Genomic DNA, 17,726 nt, shown 5'->3' with positions numbered 1-17,726 from the left:
TTTCGTCCTCACATAGACGTATTTTTCCATAAAAAAAGTCCACCTTCTAAAGGCGAACTAGGTCTTACGACTTTTGTCTTATACAATTCCATTTTTCACTGCATATAATGCTGCTTGCGTGCGATCAGATAAATTCAACTTACTCAAAATACTACTTACATGAGCTTTTACCGTTTTTTCTGTAATAACTAAAACAGAAGCGACCTCTTTATTACTCATTCCTTTCGCTAATAGCTGCAACACTTCATTTTCTCTCGCCGTTAGCACATCCACTTGAATAGAAGGTTCTTCTTCCTTTTCTTCCACAGGTAATGTTTGAGAGAGAAGAGTATTTGCTATATCTGGATGTAATTGAATATTACCTTTATATGCGCTTCGAATAGCTTCAACAAGCTGATCGGGTTCTACATCTTTTAAAATATACCCACTTGCCCCCGCCCTTAACGCTGGTAAAACATGCGCCTGATCAGAAAAGCTAGTTAATACAATTACTTTCACATTTGGATATTCTTTTTTGATGCACGCCGTCGCCTCGACACCATCCATTTCGGGCATATATAAATCCATTAATACAACATCAGGATTCGTCTCCCCTACTTTCACTAACGCTTCTTTCCCATTATTTGCTTCTCCAACTAACGCTAAATCTTCCTGTGTACTTAAGAAAAATGCTAATCCTTTTAAAACAACTGTATGATCATCAACTAACAATACTTTTATTTTCACAAACTTCCCTCATTTTCACATCATAATGGTACATTTACTTTTACACTTGTTCTTTTCTTATCACTTACAATTTTAATTGTTCCACCGACTAATTCTACTCTTTCGCGCATCGTAGTCATACCGAGTGATTTCTTCTCTTTTATATTCTTCTCTACAAAGCCGTTTCCTTGATCGACTATTTCTAATGATACATTCTTCTCCGTCACTTTGAAATAAATCGCCGCTTCTCTGACATTCGCATGTTTACTTACGTTATTTAAAGCTTCTTGTCCAATTCGCCATAGCGCTTCCTCTACTACGCGTGGCAAATCACGAACACCTGTAACTTGTTCCCGAATTTTCAATCCCAAACTTTCACCATATTGTTTTAAAGCTGGTAATAGTCCTTTCTCTAATCCCGCTGGACGTAGTTGCCAAATTAACGTCCTCATTTCTTTTAAAGCACCTTGCGATAACTCACGTATCTCATGCAAAGACTGATCTACCTTTTCGTTTTTCCCCTTTAAGACGGCTTCGGCACCTTTCGTCATAAAAGTTAATGAAAACAACTTTTGTGAAACAGAATCATGCAAATCTCTAGCTAAACGATTACGTTCTTCCAGTCGTACAAGTTCTCGGCGCTTTTCATTTAACCTTAAGTTCTCTATCATTAACGATATATGATTGGCTAACGCCTGTACTACATCTATCGTATTTATATCAAATTCTCCATTATTCGAACTTACACTTAGTACGCCAAATATATGATCTTGAATATGTATGGGAATGGCAATAACCGCACGATTAGGATGTACGATATTCCCAACCTGACTCTTTAACAAAACAGGCTCTTCTTTTTTCAGAGCTTCCTGTGCCGCTGACTTCAAATCCTCTTGTATCTCATCTATCTTACATGAGGCTCTTACAGCAAGTTCATTTTCTTCTCTAATAAAGAATACAACTTGCTCCCATAAAAATAACTTCCCTATTTGCTTTACAATCTCCTCTGGCAATGCATTAAATTTATGAATCGTCCTTAAAGCTTGAATAAATCGGTCTAACTTTACATAATAATGAGCCCTTCTCTTTTCATTTTCATACAATTTTGTACGTTTTAATGCTGTTCCAATTTGGAAAGCAACTGATTGTAATAGCACTAACTCTTCTTCAGAAAAATGCGTTTTACCTGGACTAGCCACATTTAATACGCCAAATTCATCTCCCCCCGCTTTTAGCGGCACTGTCGCATGATGCACAATCCCTTCTGTATCTCCCCAGTTATATTCAATCGCATTATTAATTCTCTTACATTCAATAATATTAACGGCTTTCTCTAGTTTCCCTTCCACAAATCGGTGTAAACACCAACAATTCCCCTCACACATCGGTCGTTTATTTTCAAATCTTAGTCCCTCTGGTAATTGATAATCAATTAATTTTGTATATCTGCCATTTTCATCCGCAAGAAATATCCATCCTGTCGTTAAACCTGTTACATTCAACAGTTTTTCCAACACAGCTTGCAGCACATGATATGTATCATTTGAGGTGTTCAACGTCTCTGCAATCTCTTTTAATATAACTAATTCATTTGTACGATTCTCTTGAAACATAATTCGTCTCCTACATACAAGATTTTAAATCGCCCCTAAAGTAAATCATCTACTTTTCACTTTGTACTTATTCGTAACATTGATATAATGGTGAAAACATAGTTTTCATTATATCACTTGAGGGGGATTTCATAATGACATTAAATAAAGCACTTACTATCGCTGGTTCTGACACAAGTGGCGGTGCTGGTATACAAGCAGATTTAAAGACATTCCAAGAACTTGGTGTATACGGAATGACATCTCTTACGACAATCGTAACGATGGATCCACATAACGGTTGGGCACATAACGTATTCCCAATCCCAGCTTCTACATTAAAACCACAATTAGAAACGACAATTGATGGTGTTGGAGTAGATGCTTTAAAAACAGGTATGCTTGGATCAGTAGAAATTATTGAAATGGTTGCTGAAACAATCGAAAAACATAATTTCAAAAATGTAGTAGTTGACCCTGTTATGGTATGTAAAGGTGCTGATGAAGCATTACATCCTGAAACGAACGATTGCTTACGTGACGTTCTTGTTCCAAAGGCATTAGTTGTAACACCAAACTTATTTGAAGCTTACCAATTAAGTGGCATAAAGATTAATTCTCTTGAAGACATGAAAGAAGCAGCAAAAAAAATCCACGCTTTAGGTGCGAAATATGTCCTAATTAAAGGCGGTAGCAAGCTTGGTACGGAAACTGCAATCGACGTCCTATATGATGGAGAAACATTCGATCTTCTAGAATCAGAAAAAATTGATACGACAAATACACACGGCGCAGGTTGCACATATTCTGCTGCAATTACAGCAGAACTTGCAAAAGGAAAAACTGTGAAAGAAGCAGTAAAAACTGCTAAAGAATTTATCACAGCTGCTATCCGTTATTCATTCAAGATCAACGAATACGTAGGCCCAACACATCACGGTGCATATCGTAAATTCGTTGCATCAAAAGAACTTGTCTAACATATAAATGAAAACACCCACAGAGTTTATATATTTCCTCTCTGTGGGTGTTTTTTTATAAGCTCTTCTGGTCATCTTATCTTTAAGATGCAGAACTAACCTGATTTCTACCATTTCTTTTGGAGTAATATAATGCATCATCAGCAGCTTGAATAAATCGCTCTGGTGATTCTTCATACACTGAAATTCCTACTGAAACTGTAATTTTTATTTTTGTTCCATTTAGCAATTGAAATGGATGGTTTTCAACAGCCGTACGAACTTTTTCCCCCATACGCATTCCATAAGCTAATCCTTTCTGCGGTATCAAAAGCGCAAACTCTTCCCCACCCTTTCGAAAAGCCAAATCTGGAAACATTGAAACTTCTCGTAAAATATGCCCCATTTGTTTTAATACTTCATCTCCCGCAGGATGCCCATACGTATCATTTACACACTTAAAGTGATCAATATCTATAAGTAGTAAACAAAGTGAATCATTTTTCATACGCTTATTACCAATATGACGATTCATCTCTAAATCAAACTGTCTTACGTTTCCTAAACCTGTCAGTGCATCTATCGTTGCGTATTGCTTCATCGTTTGAAATAACTCATTGGATTGCAATACATAATTTGCGCTTATAAATGTGATATATGCTGCAACACCACTACAAACTAAATATAATGCTATTATAGACATATCCTTAAATAAAATAGAAAGTGGAACCGTTAAAATAGATAAACTATATACATTAAACCAGATCCATCTTTTAAATATAGAAGCTTTCATCCGCCAAATGAAAATAATTCCAAAACCTATCAATACAATTGTATAACAAGCCAATTCAGAGGCTAAAGAGTACTCAGTAAAAAATAATCGGGTAATTAATATAATAGTAACTGTTATACTGCTAGCTATCGGACCTCCAATTATAATTGCCAAAATAACAGCTAAATAACGTAGATCCAACATAATATCTTCAATATGTACACCAAAATGCATCAACAGTACACTTAATATTCCAGTAAGAATACCTACTACACATTTCTGCCAAAAAGAGAACCCTTCTTTTAACGGTTTATCTCTTAAAAGCTGACCTCCAACAAAAATAAAGGAAAGAATAATTGTTGTGTTTACAAATAAGTCCCTTAACATAAAATAATCTCCCTACTTTTCTATCTATCCCTTTCCTTATTTTATTTTATACGAAATACCTATAATTCCCAAAGCTTTTTATTTATTTTTTGCTGTTCCACGTGAAACAGCAAAAAATAAAAAAGGACGAAAACTCGCCCTTTTCCTCAACAACACCTTGATATCTTTCCACCCTTTGCATTAAATCTAGCTTCTTGCGCTTCTGCAAAAAACTGTTTTTGACATACCACTTCTTCTTCTGGATGATGCTTTTTCATATGCTCTACATATGTTTCATAGCTTGGTACCCCAACGAGTAAACTAATAAAGTGTTTCCTTTTTCCCCATACTTTCCGTAGTCGTTTAAGCATAATAGTTCCTCGACTCACTTTCATCTCTAGAAATATATGGTGCCTCTTTTAGCGGCATCGGCTTATTTCTTAATACTTGAATCCAAATTCGAATCGCAGAAATTAATACAGCGATTACAACTATCATAAAAATTCCACAAAGCGCTGCATCAATATAATCATTGAAAATAATTTGTTTCATTTGAGCGACATTTTTAGCTGGTGCTAACACTTTCCCCTCATCTAATGCTCCCTGAAACACCTTTGCATGAGATAGAAATCCTATTTTAGGATTTTCATGAAATAGCTTTTGATAACCCGCTGTCATCGTTACAATAAGCAATCCGACAGTTGGAATAAGTGTCACCCAAACATATGCCTTTTTCCCCATTTTGAACAAAATTGTCGTTCCAAGTAATAATGCAATACCTGCTAACATTTGATTTGCAATACCGAAAAGTGGCCATAATGTATTAATTCCACCAAGCGGATCAACTACCCCTTGGTATAAGAAATAACCCCATCCTAATACGCATAACGTTGTAGCTATCACATTCGCTAATGTAGAATCCGTTTTCCCAAATGGCTTATATACATGTCCTAAAATATCTTGAATCATAAATCGGCCTACACGCGTTCCAGCATCAATTGTTGTTAAAATGAATAGAGCTTCAAAGAGGATTGCAAAATGATACCAAAAGGCCATCATGGCTGTTCCACCTATTACTTGTGAGAAAATATACGCCATACCTATCGCTAACGTTGGTGCACCACCTGTGCGTGATAAAATCGTTTGCTCTCCAACGTTTACAGCGAGATCTTTTAGTTCATTTGGTGTAATAGCAAATCCCCATGAGGAAATAACTTGAGCTGCCTGCGAGACATCCGTACCGATAAGCGCTGCGGGACTATTAATCGCAAAATAAGTTCCTGGTGTTAATACACAAGCTGCAATCATCGCCATCGCAGCTACAAATGATTCCATTAACATTGCCCCATAACCGATTGGCTGTGCGTGTCCCTCTTGTTCAATCATCTTTGGTGTCGTACCTGATGAAACGAGAGCATGGAATCCAGACACCGCACCACAAGCAATTGTAATAAATAAGAACGGGAATAAGTTTCCAGAGAAAACAGGACCTGTTCCATCGATAAATTTCGAAACTGCTGGCATTTGTAAATCTGGTGCTACAATTAAAATACCAATTGCTAATCCAACAATTGTTCCGACTTTTAAAAATGTGCTTAAATAATCACGTGGTGCTAAAAGCATCCAAACTGGTAAGGCCGATGCGATAAATCCATATACAATAAGCATAATAGCAATCGTTTCACCGCTAAACGTGAACATGCTTGCAAGCGTTGGATGCTCTGCTACATACTGTCCCCCAATAAGAGACAGTATAAGTAGAATAATTCCGATTACTGACCCTTCACCAACCCGGCCAGGCCTAATGTAGCGCATGTACACTCCCATTAAAATAGCAATAGGAATCGTTGCTGCTATTGTAAACATTCCCCAAGGACTTCCGACAAGCGCCTTTACTACCACTAATGCTAATACCGCTAATAAAATAATCATAATGCCTAAAATGCCTATCATTGCAATAAGCCCTGTAACAGGACCGATCTCATCTTTAATCATTTCTCCTAAAGATTTACCATTCCGTCTCATCGAAGCAAATAAAATTACAAAATCTTGTACAGCTCCAGCGACAACTACCCCAACAATAATCCATATTGTCCCTGGTAAATATCCCATTTGCGCTGCCAAAATCGGTCCTACTAAAGGGCCTGCCCCAGCAATTGCTGCAAAATGGTGCCCAAATAATACCCACTTATTTGTCGGAACATAATCTTTTCCATCGTTTAATGTATGGGCTGGCGTTTGCCGATTATTATCTAAACCAAATACCTTTCTCGCTATAAATCTACTATAAAAGCGGTAAGCAACTGCATACACACATACCGCAGCTACTAAGAGCCACACGGCATTAATAGTTTCACCTTGTGATAAAGCTATTACACCAAAAGCACCTGCGCCTACTGCTGCAATAACTCCCCATAGTAAAATCGACTTCAATGTTTTCACATACAATCCCCCCAATACTATCGCTTAGTGGGATTGTACTAAATTTTCTGAATATTTAATTTGAATCCTCCTTATCATGAAGGATTTTTAGTTTATCATGTTAAAAAATTCGCATTACCTACTATAATTCAATCTTATTTCGAAGTCGTTTCACATAATTACGACTAACTGGAATCGGTTGCTCATCATATTTATCTAAATACAGATTATATGTGCCATTATAATAAGGTTTTAGTTCTTGTACATATGACATATTAATTAAATAACTTTTATGCACACGTAAAAAATCATATACATTTAGCTTATTTTCCAGCTCTTGAAGTGTATATGTTGAAATATACTGATTATTTGTTGTATAAATTGAAACCGTTTTGTTTTCCTTATTTTTGCTTACATATACAATATCTTCAGGGAAAATATACCGAATTCCCTCTTGACCTTCTATCGGTAGTTTTCGCAAATAACTCTTTGCTTTCTCGCCTTGCTCTTTACACATTCTATATAAAAGGAATTGCAAATCTTCCTCACGAAATGGGCGTAGTAAATAATAAAATGCTTGAAACCGAAATGCCGTAATCGACTCTTCTATATCTTCACCCATAAAAATCAATTTCGTATAACAATTTACTTCCCGTAATAAACTCGCATATTCAAAACCAGTTCCATCTAGTAATTTTGAATTCAAGAAAACAAAATCTGGTGTATGCTTTTTCATGATCAATAATGATTCTGTTCCCGTATTCGCTTCAAAACATTCTACATTCCTTATATTTTCAGTAAATTTTTCAGCTAAACTTCTTCGCTCTTCTGCTTCTTCCATGATCAGTAAAATTTTCATTTCTTCAACCACCTAATTCTTTTGTCCATATGTCTTGTTGTATACATTCGCTTTTATAAGAAACATTCCCTTTTTCTTACTATACCATTATTTATCTAAAAAAACAGAAAAAAGGAAACCACAACGGTTCCCCCTACCCTTTCATTCCATTATTTGTAGGAAGTAACACCCACTGAATGCGAAGAAATGAGTGTTACTTCCCCAAAAACACAATTGGTGCTGGCTAATAATCAGTGGAGATAAATCCCTCACCGATTAAACTTTCACCTTATACTAATTCTCGTTGCTTCGTTTCTTGCCCAAGTACAATTACAGCAACTACGCCAATTAAAATTGATCCACAGAAAATCGTAAATATTAGTGATAGTGAAGCCTGTGAAGCAACTAAATATCCTACTAATAGCGGCCCAAGAATACCACCAATACGACCGAATGCTGCTGCCATCCCTGCACCTGTACCACGAATAACCGTTGGATACTGTTCCGGTGTATAAGCGTATAATGCACCCCAAGCACCTAAATTGAAGAAGGATAGTAACATGCCTGCTACGATTAATATCGTTAATGACTCTGCCACTCCAAACAAGTAAGCACTACATGCTGTACCGATTAAATACGTAACTAAAACGAACTTACGACCAAGTCGTTCAATAAACCAAGCAGCCGTGAAATATCCTGGCAATTGAGCTAACGTCATAATAAGTACGTACTGAAAACTTTTTATTAAACTAAATCCTTTTAATACCATTACACTAGGTAACCAAAGGAACATCCCATAGTAAGAAAAGACAACAGAAAACCATAGAATCCATAACATAATTGTTGCCTTACGATATTCACCAGACCAAACTAACTTTACATTTTCGATAACAGATGGTCTTTTTTCAGCCTTTTGAAATTTGGGAGAATCCGGTAAATTCCATCTTAAATATAAAGCATATAGTGCCGGAACCGCGCTCAATACCATTGCAACTTCCCACCCATATTTCGGAATAACAAAATACGAGATAAGGGCTGCAATTAGCCATCCACCTGCCCAAAAGCTTTCTAATAGCACAACTATTTTGCCACGTTCATGCGCTTCAACGCTCTCTGATACTAATGTAGATGCGACTGGAAGCTCTCCGCCAAGCCCCATACCAATTAAAAATCGTAAAACAAGGAACATCGCAAGTGTCGTCGTTAAAGCAGTTAAACCACTACCGATAGAAAATAGTAATAATGTAATAATAAAGACTGATTTCCGCCCTATTTTATCTGATAGTATTCCAAAAACGAGCGCTCCGATTGCCATACCAATCGAATTAACGCTGCCTATCCAGCCCATTTCTTGCGTACTTAATCCCCAATCTTTTTGCAGTGCTACCATTACAAATGAAAGCATTCCAACATCCATTGCATCAAATAACCATCCAAGCCCTGCTATACCAAGTAGCTTTCGCTTCGAAATTTCTTTCACCTTGCCCACAAGAAGTCCTCCTTACACAGCTGTCTTTACACATCATTTTACATGTGTGAATTGTATAAGTAAAATACTTTCGTTCAAAAAATTCTCCTTCATCATTCCCCAAAAGTAAAATACTTATCACACTATTTGAGGGCAGTAAGACTCCTACCTCAAAATTCAGCTGAAACAAAAAGGTTAAATTGAAGACCAACTGCCATTAAACGTCCAATTGGTGAGGGTTAACCATCAGTGGTGGATGAGCAAAACCTCACTTTATTAAAAATGACCAAATAAAAAAGTAGCGATATTCCGCTACTTTTTCGAACGCATGACTTCTTTTAAAAATTCCGCTAATACTAACTGACGACGCCAGCGCGTTGGATTACTACACAATCTATAAAACCACTCTAAGTTAATCGCTTGAATCCATTTTGGTGCACGTTTTACCTCTCCAGCCCATACATCTAAACTTCCGCCCACTCCAACAGCCATCTTCGTTTCTAAACGATGCTTATTAGTTTGGATAAAATTCTCTTGTCTTGGGAAACCAAGCGCGACAAGTAATAAATCTGGTTTTGCTTCTTGAATGCGAGAAACGATACTCTCTTCTTCTTCTTGTTTAAAGTACCCATCTTGTGTACCCACAATAGATACAGCTGAATATGTCTTCGTTAAATGATCTGCTGCAGCTTGTACAACATGCGGTTTTGCACCAAGTAAGAAAACAGATACCGGTTTATTCTCCTCTGATAACTTTGCAAATAGATTACACATTAAATCAAAACCTGCTACACGTTCCTTTACAGGTGTACCTAACATACCACTTGCTTTTACAACTCCAATACCGTCAGGTGTAATTAAATCTGTATTTAATAATGTTTTATGGAATGTTTCATCCTTTTTTGCACACATAACAATTTCAGGATTTGCTGTTACTACCTGAAAAGTATGAGTTCGCTCCAATTCTAGTTGTCCCTTCAAATATTGGATCGTTTCATCCATTGTCATTGTAGAAAAAGGAACACCTAGAATATCAACCGTTTTTACTTCCATGATTAACTATCCTCTCTATTTCAGTAAAAGTTTTTTATATGCATTATAAGTATCTTCATACAAATTCTTTAGCGAGAAATGAGTAGATGCATGATTATATAAACGATTTCCCATCGCTTCTAATTCACCATTCAACCATTTTTCATAAGCATTTTCTAACGCGTTTGCTAACGAATCTGCATCACCAATCGGTACAATCCATCCATACGTATCATCAACTATTAACTTTTTCATATCACCTACATTTGTTGCAATAGATGTTAAGCGTTGATTAGCCGCCTCTAATAAAACAAGAGGGAAGCTTTCGCTATAAGAGGTTAACAAATTAATGTGTGCAGATGCATATAATTCTTTTGAATCTGTACGAAAACCTAGAAAAATCACCTTATCCTCTAAGCCCTTTTGTTTCACCATCTCTTTTAATTCTGCTTCTATAGGTCCATCACCAAGCAAGAGCACCTTTATATTTGGAATTTTAATTTTTTGTAACGCTTCAAATAAAATATCATGACCTTTAACAGGATGAAGACGCGCTACTTGAACAGCTGTAAATACTCCTTCATCAATGCCAAATTCACTTTTATCATAAGGTTTTGCTGGAGTATTATCATACTCGATTCCATTATAAACCGTACAAATCTTCTCTTCTGGTACACCTAGTTTTATTATGTTTCTCTTAAAGTTTTCCGTAATTGCAAAGAATAAATCTACCTTCCTGAAAGAACGTAAATTTAACTTCGTAAATACCCATCCTTTTAATCCCCTCTTCATAAAATCCAAAGTTGGATCACTGTGGACAGTCATTATCCATTTCGCTTTTATACCTTTTTTCAAGAGGGAGAGATAGAAATTTGCTCGTGCGCCATGTGTATGCACAATGTCAAATTGATTTTCATTAATAAATGCTTTTATTTTTGAAAGAATTGATAGGTCGTACCGAGATGATTGGGTAAAAACATGCACTTGAATACCAAGGTTTCTCGCCTCTCTAGCAATCGCACCTTCTTCAAATACCATTAATTCCACTTCTTCCTTTGAAAATTGAGATAAAAGTGAAATAATATGTGTTTTCCCCCCACCTTCTTCTGCACCAGCATTCATATGCAACACTTTCATTTCTTACATCCCCCATTTTTTCTTTTTATTTACTATAACAAAATAAAAGCTAACATATGCTAGCTTTTATTTTTCTATCATTCAATTTCCAAGTCAACTATTAAATATGCCATGATTATTACTAAGTAGAAACTCACTCCAGGTGCAATTAAAATATGACCAGCCATGAATGAGATACCTAATCCGAGAAGTATTGCTGCAATCATCATTGCATATTTCACTGTGAATATTTGTTTAAATTTAGTAAATATACATGCAATAAATTTAATACCAAAGTATAAGAATGGAATTACAAGTAAAATGAACCCTATGATTCCGAAAGAATAGAACCAATCGTGGAAGTCACGTTCAATTAATTTCGGCTGTTCTTTATAGTTACCAGCATAACCCATTCCTAATAATTTTTGAGACATTGGGGCTTCATTATAGAAATCTTTATACATCTGTTCAAATAATTGACGCCCACTAAAAATAAGAGCTTGCGTTTCTTCTTTCTTCTCCGCTACTTTTTCTTTTGCTTTTTCTTTCTCTTTTTCTTGCTCTGTCACAGGAGGTTTGTGCTCTTTAGCTTCCTCCTTCTTTTTCTCTTCCTTTTTCGCACTCTGTTCTTGTTCAATTAATTGGAAATGGAATCCCATATTTTTCATAAACGGTGAAAAAGGTGTATATGCCAATATGCCTACAAATACAGTTATTGCAAGAAAACCATTTAATAAATAGGCATGTTTCTTTCCATCTTTACGCTGTGTAAATGCCTGAATAAAGCACATAACAACTGCGATAGCCATTGATCCAAAGATTGCTCCTACGCCAACCTTTGTCCCAATTGCAAATAGTGAATAAACAACTAAAATTGAAGGAATCCAATAGTACGCTTTACCTATACTTTTTGTTCTTTCAATTGAATACAAAATAACAATTGGACACATGATGGCTAAAATAGATCCTAGCTCGTTACCTGCATAAAACCAACCGCGTGATCCTAACTTTACCCATTCATAACTATTATAATCTGTTCCAGTAGTAATCGAAGCTAGCATGACTACTCCTATAATTAGCGATGCATACGTAACATAGTCACGCATTTTTGAATTTGAATGGCTTTTCTCTTTTAAAGACTTAAATACAAATACATAACAAGTAAGCATAACAAACGGATATAATGCTTTTGCTATAAACTTAATTTCCTCTGTAAGTACCATAGGATCTTTTGTAAGCTTGTTATTTACCAATCCGATGGTGAAGACTATTCCTACTAAGATTATATACAATATATATTTTATATTTCCTTGTTTCTTCGTTTGAATTAAAATATATATCCCGCTTAGGAACATAACGAATAAGCGTGTAATAACTCCAATGGTCGTATCAATTTTTAAAACCATTATACAGAATGCCGTGAGCAAATCTAAAATTGGTTGCAACAAAATAAAGATTAATAGAAAATTTTCAAATTTATTACTTTTACTATTTTCGCTTAACATCTAGAACCTCCATAACTATTACCTAATTTCAATCTATACTGTTAATATTTTTTTCTTATCTCAAATATTTATTATAACATATATTTTTTAATTAAACGCCTCACATTTCTCCCCAGCCTTACCTTATAGAAAAAAGCATATTTGCATTTTCAAGCGCTTTCTTTCCTCATTTTTTCTTTTTTTCTACATGTAAAGAAAATGCGTTGTTATTTACATAACTTTAGTGTATATTTTTTCTCTGGAACATCTTTAGGAGGAAGGGATTACAGCAATGTTATTAATCGACATATTTACGTTTCTTGGCATTATCGCCGCTGCTATTTCCGGTACATTAGTTGGTTTAAAAAAAGATTTAGATTTATTCGGTGTCCTTTGTTTAGCTGTAGCTACAGCGCTCGGCGGCGGTATTATTCGTGATATTATGATCGGTAACCTGCCTCCTGTCGCATTTGTTAAACCCATTTACTTTTTCGTAAGCGTATTATCAGCATTATTTACTTGTATGTTTTTTGAGCGTATCAATAAACTGCAAGTCGTTATTATGCTTTCTGATGCTGTTGGCTTAGGTGTTTTTACAGCTATTGGTGCAAATGCAGCAATGTCACATCATGTTGACGCCTCATTTTTAGTTGTTTCAATGGGAGTCATTACAGGTATTGGAGGCGGTATTTTGCGTGACATTTGCGCTCAAGATATCCCCTACGTATTCCGAAAAGAGATTTACGCAATCGCTTCTATTTTAGGAGCAATTAGTTTCCTAATCACATATGCAATGGGGGCACACGTACTAGCTTTCTATGTTTGTTTATTAGTAACATTTATTATTCGTGTTGTCACTGTAATATATAATGTACATTTCCCTGTTTTCTTTAAAACACATGCTAAAATTAATAAAGGCCATTAAGAGAATTCTACACAGAATTCTCTTAATTTATATACTATTCTACACACTAATATAGAGTAATTGTATATAAAAATATATAATTATATTAGAACCAAAAATGAAAACGCTTTATACACAGGGGGAAGAACGATGCTTCGGTTTTTTAAAAAACATACAAATAAAACAAACGCCAGTATACTTGAATTAAGTAAGGATCAAAAAATCACTTTTAACGTGCCTACTAATTCTGAACTGAAAATTCAAATGGATATGCTACATATTTCAAAAGAAGATTTACAAATCGTAAAGGTACTACAGCCCTTTATTTATGAAGAAATTGATTGGATTACGGAAAAATTCTATGCCAATATTACAAAGCAGCCTAATTTAACTACTATTATTGAACGTTATAGCTCTATTCCAAAACTAAAGCAAACTTTAAAAACACATATAAAGGAATTATTCAGCGGAGATATGCACGAAGATTTTATTGAACAACGTGTTAAAATTGCCAAAAGACATGTACAAATTGGTTTACATAGAAAATGGTATACTGCCGCTTATCAAGAATTATTCCGCTCTATCATGAAGATTTTGCAAACAAAAATTACAACAATTGACGATTTTTCTTATTCTATAAACGTAATAAATAAATTATTCACCCTTGAACAAGAGCTCGTTATTGCGGCTTATGAATCTGAATATGAAAGAATGCAAAAAGAACATGAAAAAGAAAAAGAAATAACAGCTATGACCATTACGCATATTGCAACAGAACTAGCATCTGTATCTGAAAAAACGAGTGCTTCTATTCAACAGTTAACCGCTAAATCTGAAACTATTGTAGAAATTGCCAAAACAGGTACATCATTAGCTACAACATCAGAAGAAAAAGCGAATAAAGGGAAAGAACAATTAAATCAACAGAATAAACGAATGGAATACATTCAAACAAACATGGAAACGATTATTACAGATACTCATGAACTTCTCGATATTTCTAACAAAATTAACGAGATTATAGACATTGTAAAATCAATTGCAGAGCAAACAAATTTGCTCGCACTAAATGCTGCTATTGAATCTGCACGTGCTGGGGAATTTGGCAAAGGCTTTTCTGTTGTAGCTGGAGAAATTCGCAAGTTATCAGAGCAAACGAAAGAATCTATATTCAACGTTACAAAGCTCGTTGAAAAAACAAATGAACAAATTGTTCGTGTCTCTTCTTCAGTGAAACAAATTAGCTCCCTCGTATCTGAAGGAACGGATAGTATGTCTGCAACAGATCAATACTTCCAAGAAATTGTAAAAGACATGTCTAACTCGAAAGAACAGAATAAAAAAATTGAAAATGAGTTAGAAACCATTTCACAAGTAATGAAAGGAATTCAAGACGATTCCTCAAAAATGGCTCTAACAGCTGATAGTTTACAACTAGAACTGAATAGATAGGGTGAAGCTTATGTCAGTAGAGATTCTTCATCTCTGCTGACTCTTAGTCCTCATCTTCCATCCATAAAAAAAGAATCCAAACTGGATTCTTTTTATTTTCTGAAGAATATTTTTTGACAATAAACATAACTCATATAAACACCAAAGCTTTGCAAAATAAACAAGGCTGGCACAATAAGATTGTAATATGCCATATCTACTTGGAAGAGCCTTAACAATACGTATCCGCCAATTAACAAAACGAACAACATATATCCTTCGTTTTGTTGTTTCTTAATAAGAAAGTGTAATAAAGCTATCGACATAAATAATGTTACCGCTATATATATAAGTTTTTCACATTTAAATAGAATAGAATGTATTCCCTCACCTGAGAATTGATTAATTACTGGCTTTAAAAGTTTAAATCTTTCTTCTTCAATCTCTTTTAGCTTTTGATCAATATGCTCTGTTACGTTTTGATTCTTTGTTATTTTTTCCTCATTTTTACTTTTTCCAATTAAAACAGATTGAACATACGTCTCATTTGAAATTGTATATTGTGACATTCCCATTGTCTGAATTCCATAACTCACACCAAAATGAGCACTATAAAATAGAATAAGTATCCCTATCATCTTTAATAGTACTTTTTGCTTCATTGCTGATTGAAAGAGTTCAATTAACAACACATATACAGCAATAAAAATAGGAAGAAATAATCCTATTGGGAAAATCATATTACTGCATGCAAATAAAATTGCTGAAAGTACCCACATATAAGGATGATCTAAACCTTTATATAAAAGTATGTAGCAAGCCAAATAAAATAAAAATATTGCGAGCGATTCTGATGTTAATAAGGAACTCATAAATATATTCGGAATATATAAAGCGTAAAATACAGACGCAATACGGCCGCATTCTTCTCCGAAAACCATTGCTGCAATACGATAAATGAAAAATGCAGTCCCTGTGCAAAATAAAATATTAAATAACTGCAATGCGAATACTGTATCGCCAAATACACGAATAATTATTGATTCATAAATAATAAAAGGTAACTGCGCTATGCTCTCTACGTTATTACCAATTGCAATCTGCTTTGCAGACTCAAACATAGCTTTCATATCACCAATTATTGGAACGTCTACAAATAGAACCATACTAAGTCTCACAATTATAGATGTACTCATAAGAAAAACAAGAAATTGTTTTTCTGTAAAGCGATACTGTAAAATCGATGCCACTAACAACATAAGAATAACAAAAATAACCAATACAATTGTTACACTTGTTGTACTGTCGCCAAAAAATTGTTTACTTGTTTCAAACGCTGACCAACAACTATAAACAAAAAATGCGAGCATCGCACCAATCATTATTTTACTAAAAAAAGACGAAAAATTTGTTTGTATATGATTCATATGTCCATTGCACCTCTATTTCCATTCATAACAAAACGATTCTATCATGAATAGGTACACAGCTGATAGGGAATTTCTATGACAAATACAGGGTCCTAATTTTTTCACTTGCAATGTAAGCGAATCCTCTTTTACACTACACTTTATATAGTAATAAATTTTCTTTCAGTTACATGAATACAAATACAGAAGTTTTACTAACCCTCTTCTGGAATTCTTTACTTCATTAAATATCTATTGATTTTTAATTTTTTGTACTCCACTTACAATACATGTCATTCTGATTGAAAACAGAAAATAGGGGCTGACCATATGGAAAAGAAATTCATGCGAGAATCCAAAGCAATTAAAACAACACGTGTTTTTCCGAATGATTTAAATAATCATCAAACACTTTTCGGAGGAAAATTATTAGCGGAAATTGATAGTATCGCTTCAATTGCAGCTGCAAGACATAGCCGTAAACATTGCGTAACGGCATCTATCGATTCTGTTGATTTTTTAACTCCAATTCACCAAGCAGATTCTGTTTGTTACGAAGCATTCGTATGTTATACAGGAAAATCTTCGATGGAAGTGTTCGTAAAAGTAATTGCAGAGAATTTATTAGCAGGCGAACGTAGAATAGCTGCAACATGTTTCATTACATTCGTTGCATTAAAAGATGGAAAACCTTCATCCGTCCCACAAGTACTACCTGAAACGGAAGAAGAACATTGGCTACACACAACTGGTTCTGAGCGTGCAGAAAGTAGAAAAAAAGGGCGTGTAAAAAGCAAAGAAATGGCTGAAGTTTTAACTTTAAGTAAACCTTGGAGTATATAGGCCTTCACCATTAAAACATCTTTTGAGCGAATAGCTATCACATATTCGCTCATTTTTTATAAACAATTTCACACCTTCATACAACCATTACTCCTTTTCACACATATTATGTAATATTTTTATACATACCCGTTCGCTATTAACTTTTTCTAATTGATAAAATCTCATTTATCCCGCTATTTTCGGGCTGTAAAAATACCGTGTAGCAAAGACTTTAGGCGGGAGCCCTGTTGCCCGTAAACGCCCAATTGATGAGTGCTGATAATCAATAGGAAATGTACACCCCCCCACTGATTAAAGTTTCACTTTATAATACAGTTCGATCCCATCAACAGTTGCTTTACAAAGTTTATGTAGGGTACACTTATACGGGTGGTCAACAAACA

At 34.9% G+C, this 17,726-nt stretch carries 15 protein-coding genes and 1 pseudogene; 5 read left to right on the top strand and 11 right to left on the bottom strand.

Annotation, left to right across the window (positions count from 1 at the left end):
* Positions 1-78 precede the first annotated feature (78 nt).
* Together CER22_RS03720 and CER22_RS03715 are read right to left on the bottom strand one after the other, a co-directional pair.
* The gene (locus CER22_RS03720; RefSeq protein ID WP_088065061.1) at positions 79-726 is read right to left on the bottom strand and encodes a response regulator; all 648 of its coding nucleotides are present in this window, start codon (positions 724-726) and stop codon (positions 79-81) included.
* A 20-nt stretch (positions 727-746) separates the two neighbouring features.
* Entirely contained in the window at positions 747-2,318 is a 1,572-nt protein-coding gene (locus CER22_RS03715) for a GAF domain-containing sensor histidine kinase (protein ID WP_088608206.1), read from the bottom strand.
* Positions 2,319-2,452: 134 nt separating this feature from the next.
* On the opposite strand from CER22_RS03715, the gene pdxK reads away from it, so the two are divergent.
* Positions 2,453-3,277 (top strand): pyridoxine/pyridoxal/pyridoxamine kinase, encoded by an 825-nt coding sequence (gene pdxK, locus CER22_RS03710; protein ID WP_088065063.1) that lies wholly within the window; start codon positions 2,453-2,455, stop codon positions 3,275-3,277.
* 82 nt (positions 3,278-3,359) lie between these two features.
* Here pdxK and CER22_RS03705 read toward each other — a convergent pair whose 3' ends face one another.
* The 8 genes from CER22_RS03705 to CER22_RS03670 all read right to left on the bottom strand — a co-directional run bounded on the left by CER22_RS03705 (position 3,360) and on the right by CER22_RS03670 (position 12,774).
* The gene (locus CER22_RS03705; RefSeq protein WP_088608205.1) at positions 3,360-4,415 is read right to left on the bottom strand and encodes a GGDEF domain-containing protein; all 1,056 of its coding nucleotides are present in this window, start codon (positions 4,413-4,415) and stop codon (positions 3,360-3,362) included.
* 146 nt (positions 4,416-4,561) lie between these two features.
* A complete protein-coding gene (locus tag CER22_RS03700; protein ID WP_000919820.1) occupies positions 4,562-4,765 on the bottom strand; it encodes a YbdD/YjiX family protein in 204 nt (67 codons plus the stop codon).
* A complete protein-coding gene (cstA, locus tag CER22_RS03695; RefSeq protein WP_000854302.1) occupies positions 4,758-6,836 on the bottom strand; it encodes a carbon starvation protein CstA in 2,079 nt (692 codons plus the stop codon). Before cstA ends, CER22_RS03700 begins: the two co-directional genes overlap by 8 nt.
* A 121-nt stretch (positions 6,837-6,957) precedes the next feature.
* Positions 6,958-7,674, bottom strand: coding sequence for a LytR/AlgR family response regulator transcription factor (locus CER22_RS03690; protein ID WP_048542790.1), 717 nt, complete (start codon positions 7,672-7,674; stop codon positions 6,958-6,960).
* A 268-nt stretch (positions 7,675-7,942) separates the two neighbouring features.
* The gene (locus CER22_RS03685; protein WP_088608204.1) at positions 7,943-9,142 is read right to left on the bottom strand and encodes an MFS transporter; all 1,200 of its coding nucleotides are present in this window, start codon (positions 9,140-9,142) and stop codon (positions 7,943-7,945) included.
* Between the two features lie 291 nt (positions 9,143-9,433).
* Positions 9,434-10,174: a WecB/TagA/CpsF family glycosyltransferase gene (locus CER22_RS03680; protein ID WP_046955475.1), complete on the bottom strand. Its 741-nt coding sequence runs from the start codon at positions 10,172-10,174 to the stop codon at positions 9,434-9,436.
* Positions 10,175-10,189: 15 nt separating this feature from the next.
* Complete coding sequence (locus CER22_RS03675) at positions 10,190-11,290, bottom strand: glycosyltransferase family 4 protein (RefSeq protein WP_088065067.1); 1,101 nt, start codon at positions 11,288-11,290, stop codon at positions 10,190-10,192.
* 77 nt (positions 11,291-11,367) lie between these two features.
* Positions 11,368-12,774 (bottom strand): O-antigen ligase family protein, encoded by a 1,407-nt coding sequence (locus CER22_RS03670; RefSeq protein WP_088608203.1) that lies wholly within the window; start codon positions 12,772-12,774, stop codon positions 11,368-11,370.
* 271 nt (positions 12,775-13,045) lie between these two features.
* On the opposite strand from CER22_RS03670, the gene CER22_RS03665 reads away from it, so the two are divergent.
* From CER22_RS03665 to CER22_RS34175, 3 genes and pseudogenes are all read left to right on the top strand, one after another.
* Complete coding sequence (locus tag CER22_RS03665; protein ID WP_000924376.1) at positions 13,046-13,678, top strand: trimeric intracellular cation channel family protein; 633 nt, start codon at positions 13,046-13,048, stop codon at positions 13,676-13,678.
* Between the two features lie 129 nt (positions 13,679-13,807).
* Positions 13,808-14,305 (top strand): annotated as a pseudogene (locus CER22_RS34180) (protoglobin family protein); the annotation flags it as partial.
* 63 nt (positions 14,306-14,368) lie between these two features.
* Positions 14,369-15,109 (top strand): methyl-accepting chemotaxis protein, encoded by a 741-nt coding sequence (locus CER22_RS34175; RefSeq protein WP_371399406.1) that lies wholly within the window; start codon positions 14,369-14,371, stop codon positions 15,107-15,109.
* A 92-nt stretch (positions 15,110-15,201) separates the two neighbouring features.
* On the opposite strand, the gene CER22_RS03655 is transcribed toward CER22_RS34175, so the two are convergent.
* Positions 15,202-16,515, bottom strand: coding sequence for an ArnT family glycosyltransferase (locus tag CER22_RS03655; protein ID WP_088608201.1), 1,314 nt, complete (start codon positions 16,513-16,515; stop codon positions 15,202-15,204).
* A 312-nt stretch (positions 16,516-16,827) separates the two neighbouring features.
* On the opposite strand from CER22_RS03655, the gene CER22_RS03650 reads away from it, so the two are divergent.
* Positions 16,828-17,340 carry an acyl-CoA thioesterase gene (locus CER22_RS03650; protein WP_000412135.1) on the top strand — a complete coding sequence of 171 codons (513 nt, stop codon included), beginning with the start codon at positions 16,828-16,830 and terminating at the stop codon, positions 17,338-17,340.
* Positions 17,341-17,726 lie beyond the last annotated feature (386 nt).

This window comes from Bacillus sp. K2I17, from assembly GCF_002209985.1.
Lineage (GTDB): Bacteria > Bacillota > Bacilli > Bacillales > Bacillaceae_G > Bacillus_A > Bacillus_A wiedmannii.
This window is presented reverse-complemented; position numbering and strand designations above follow the sequence as displayed.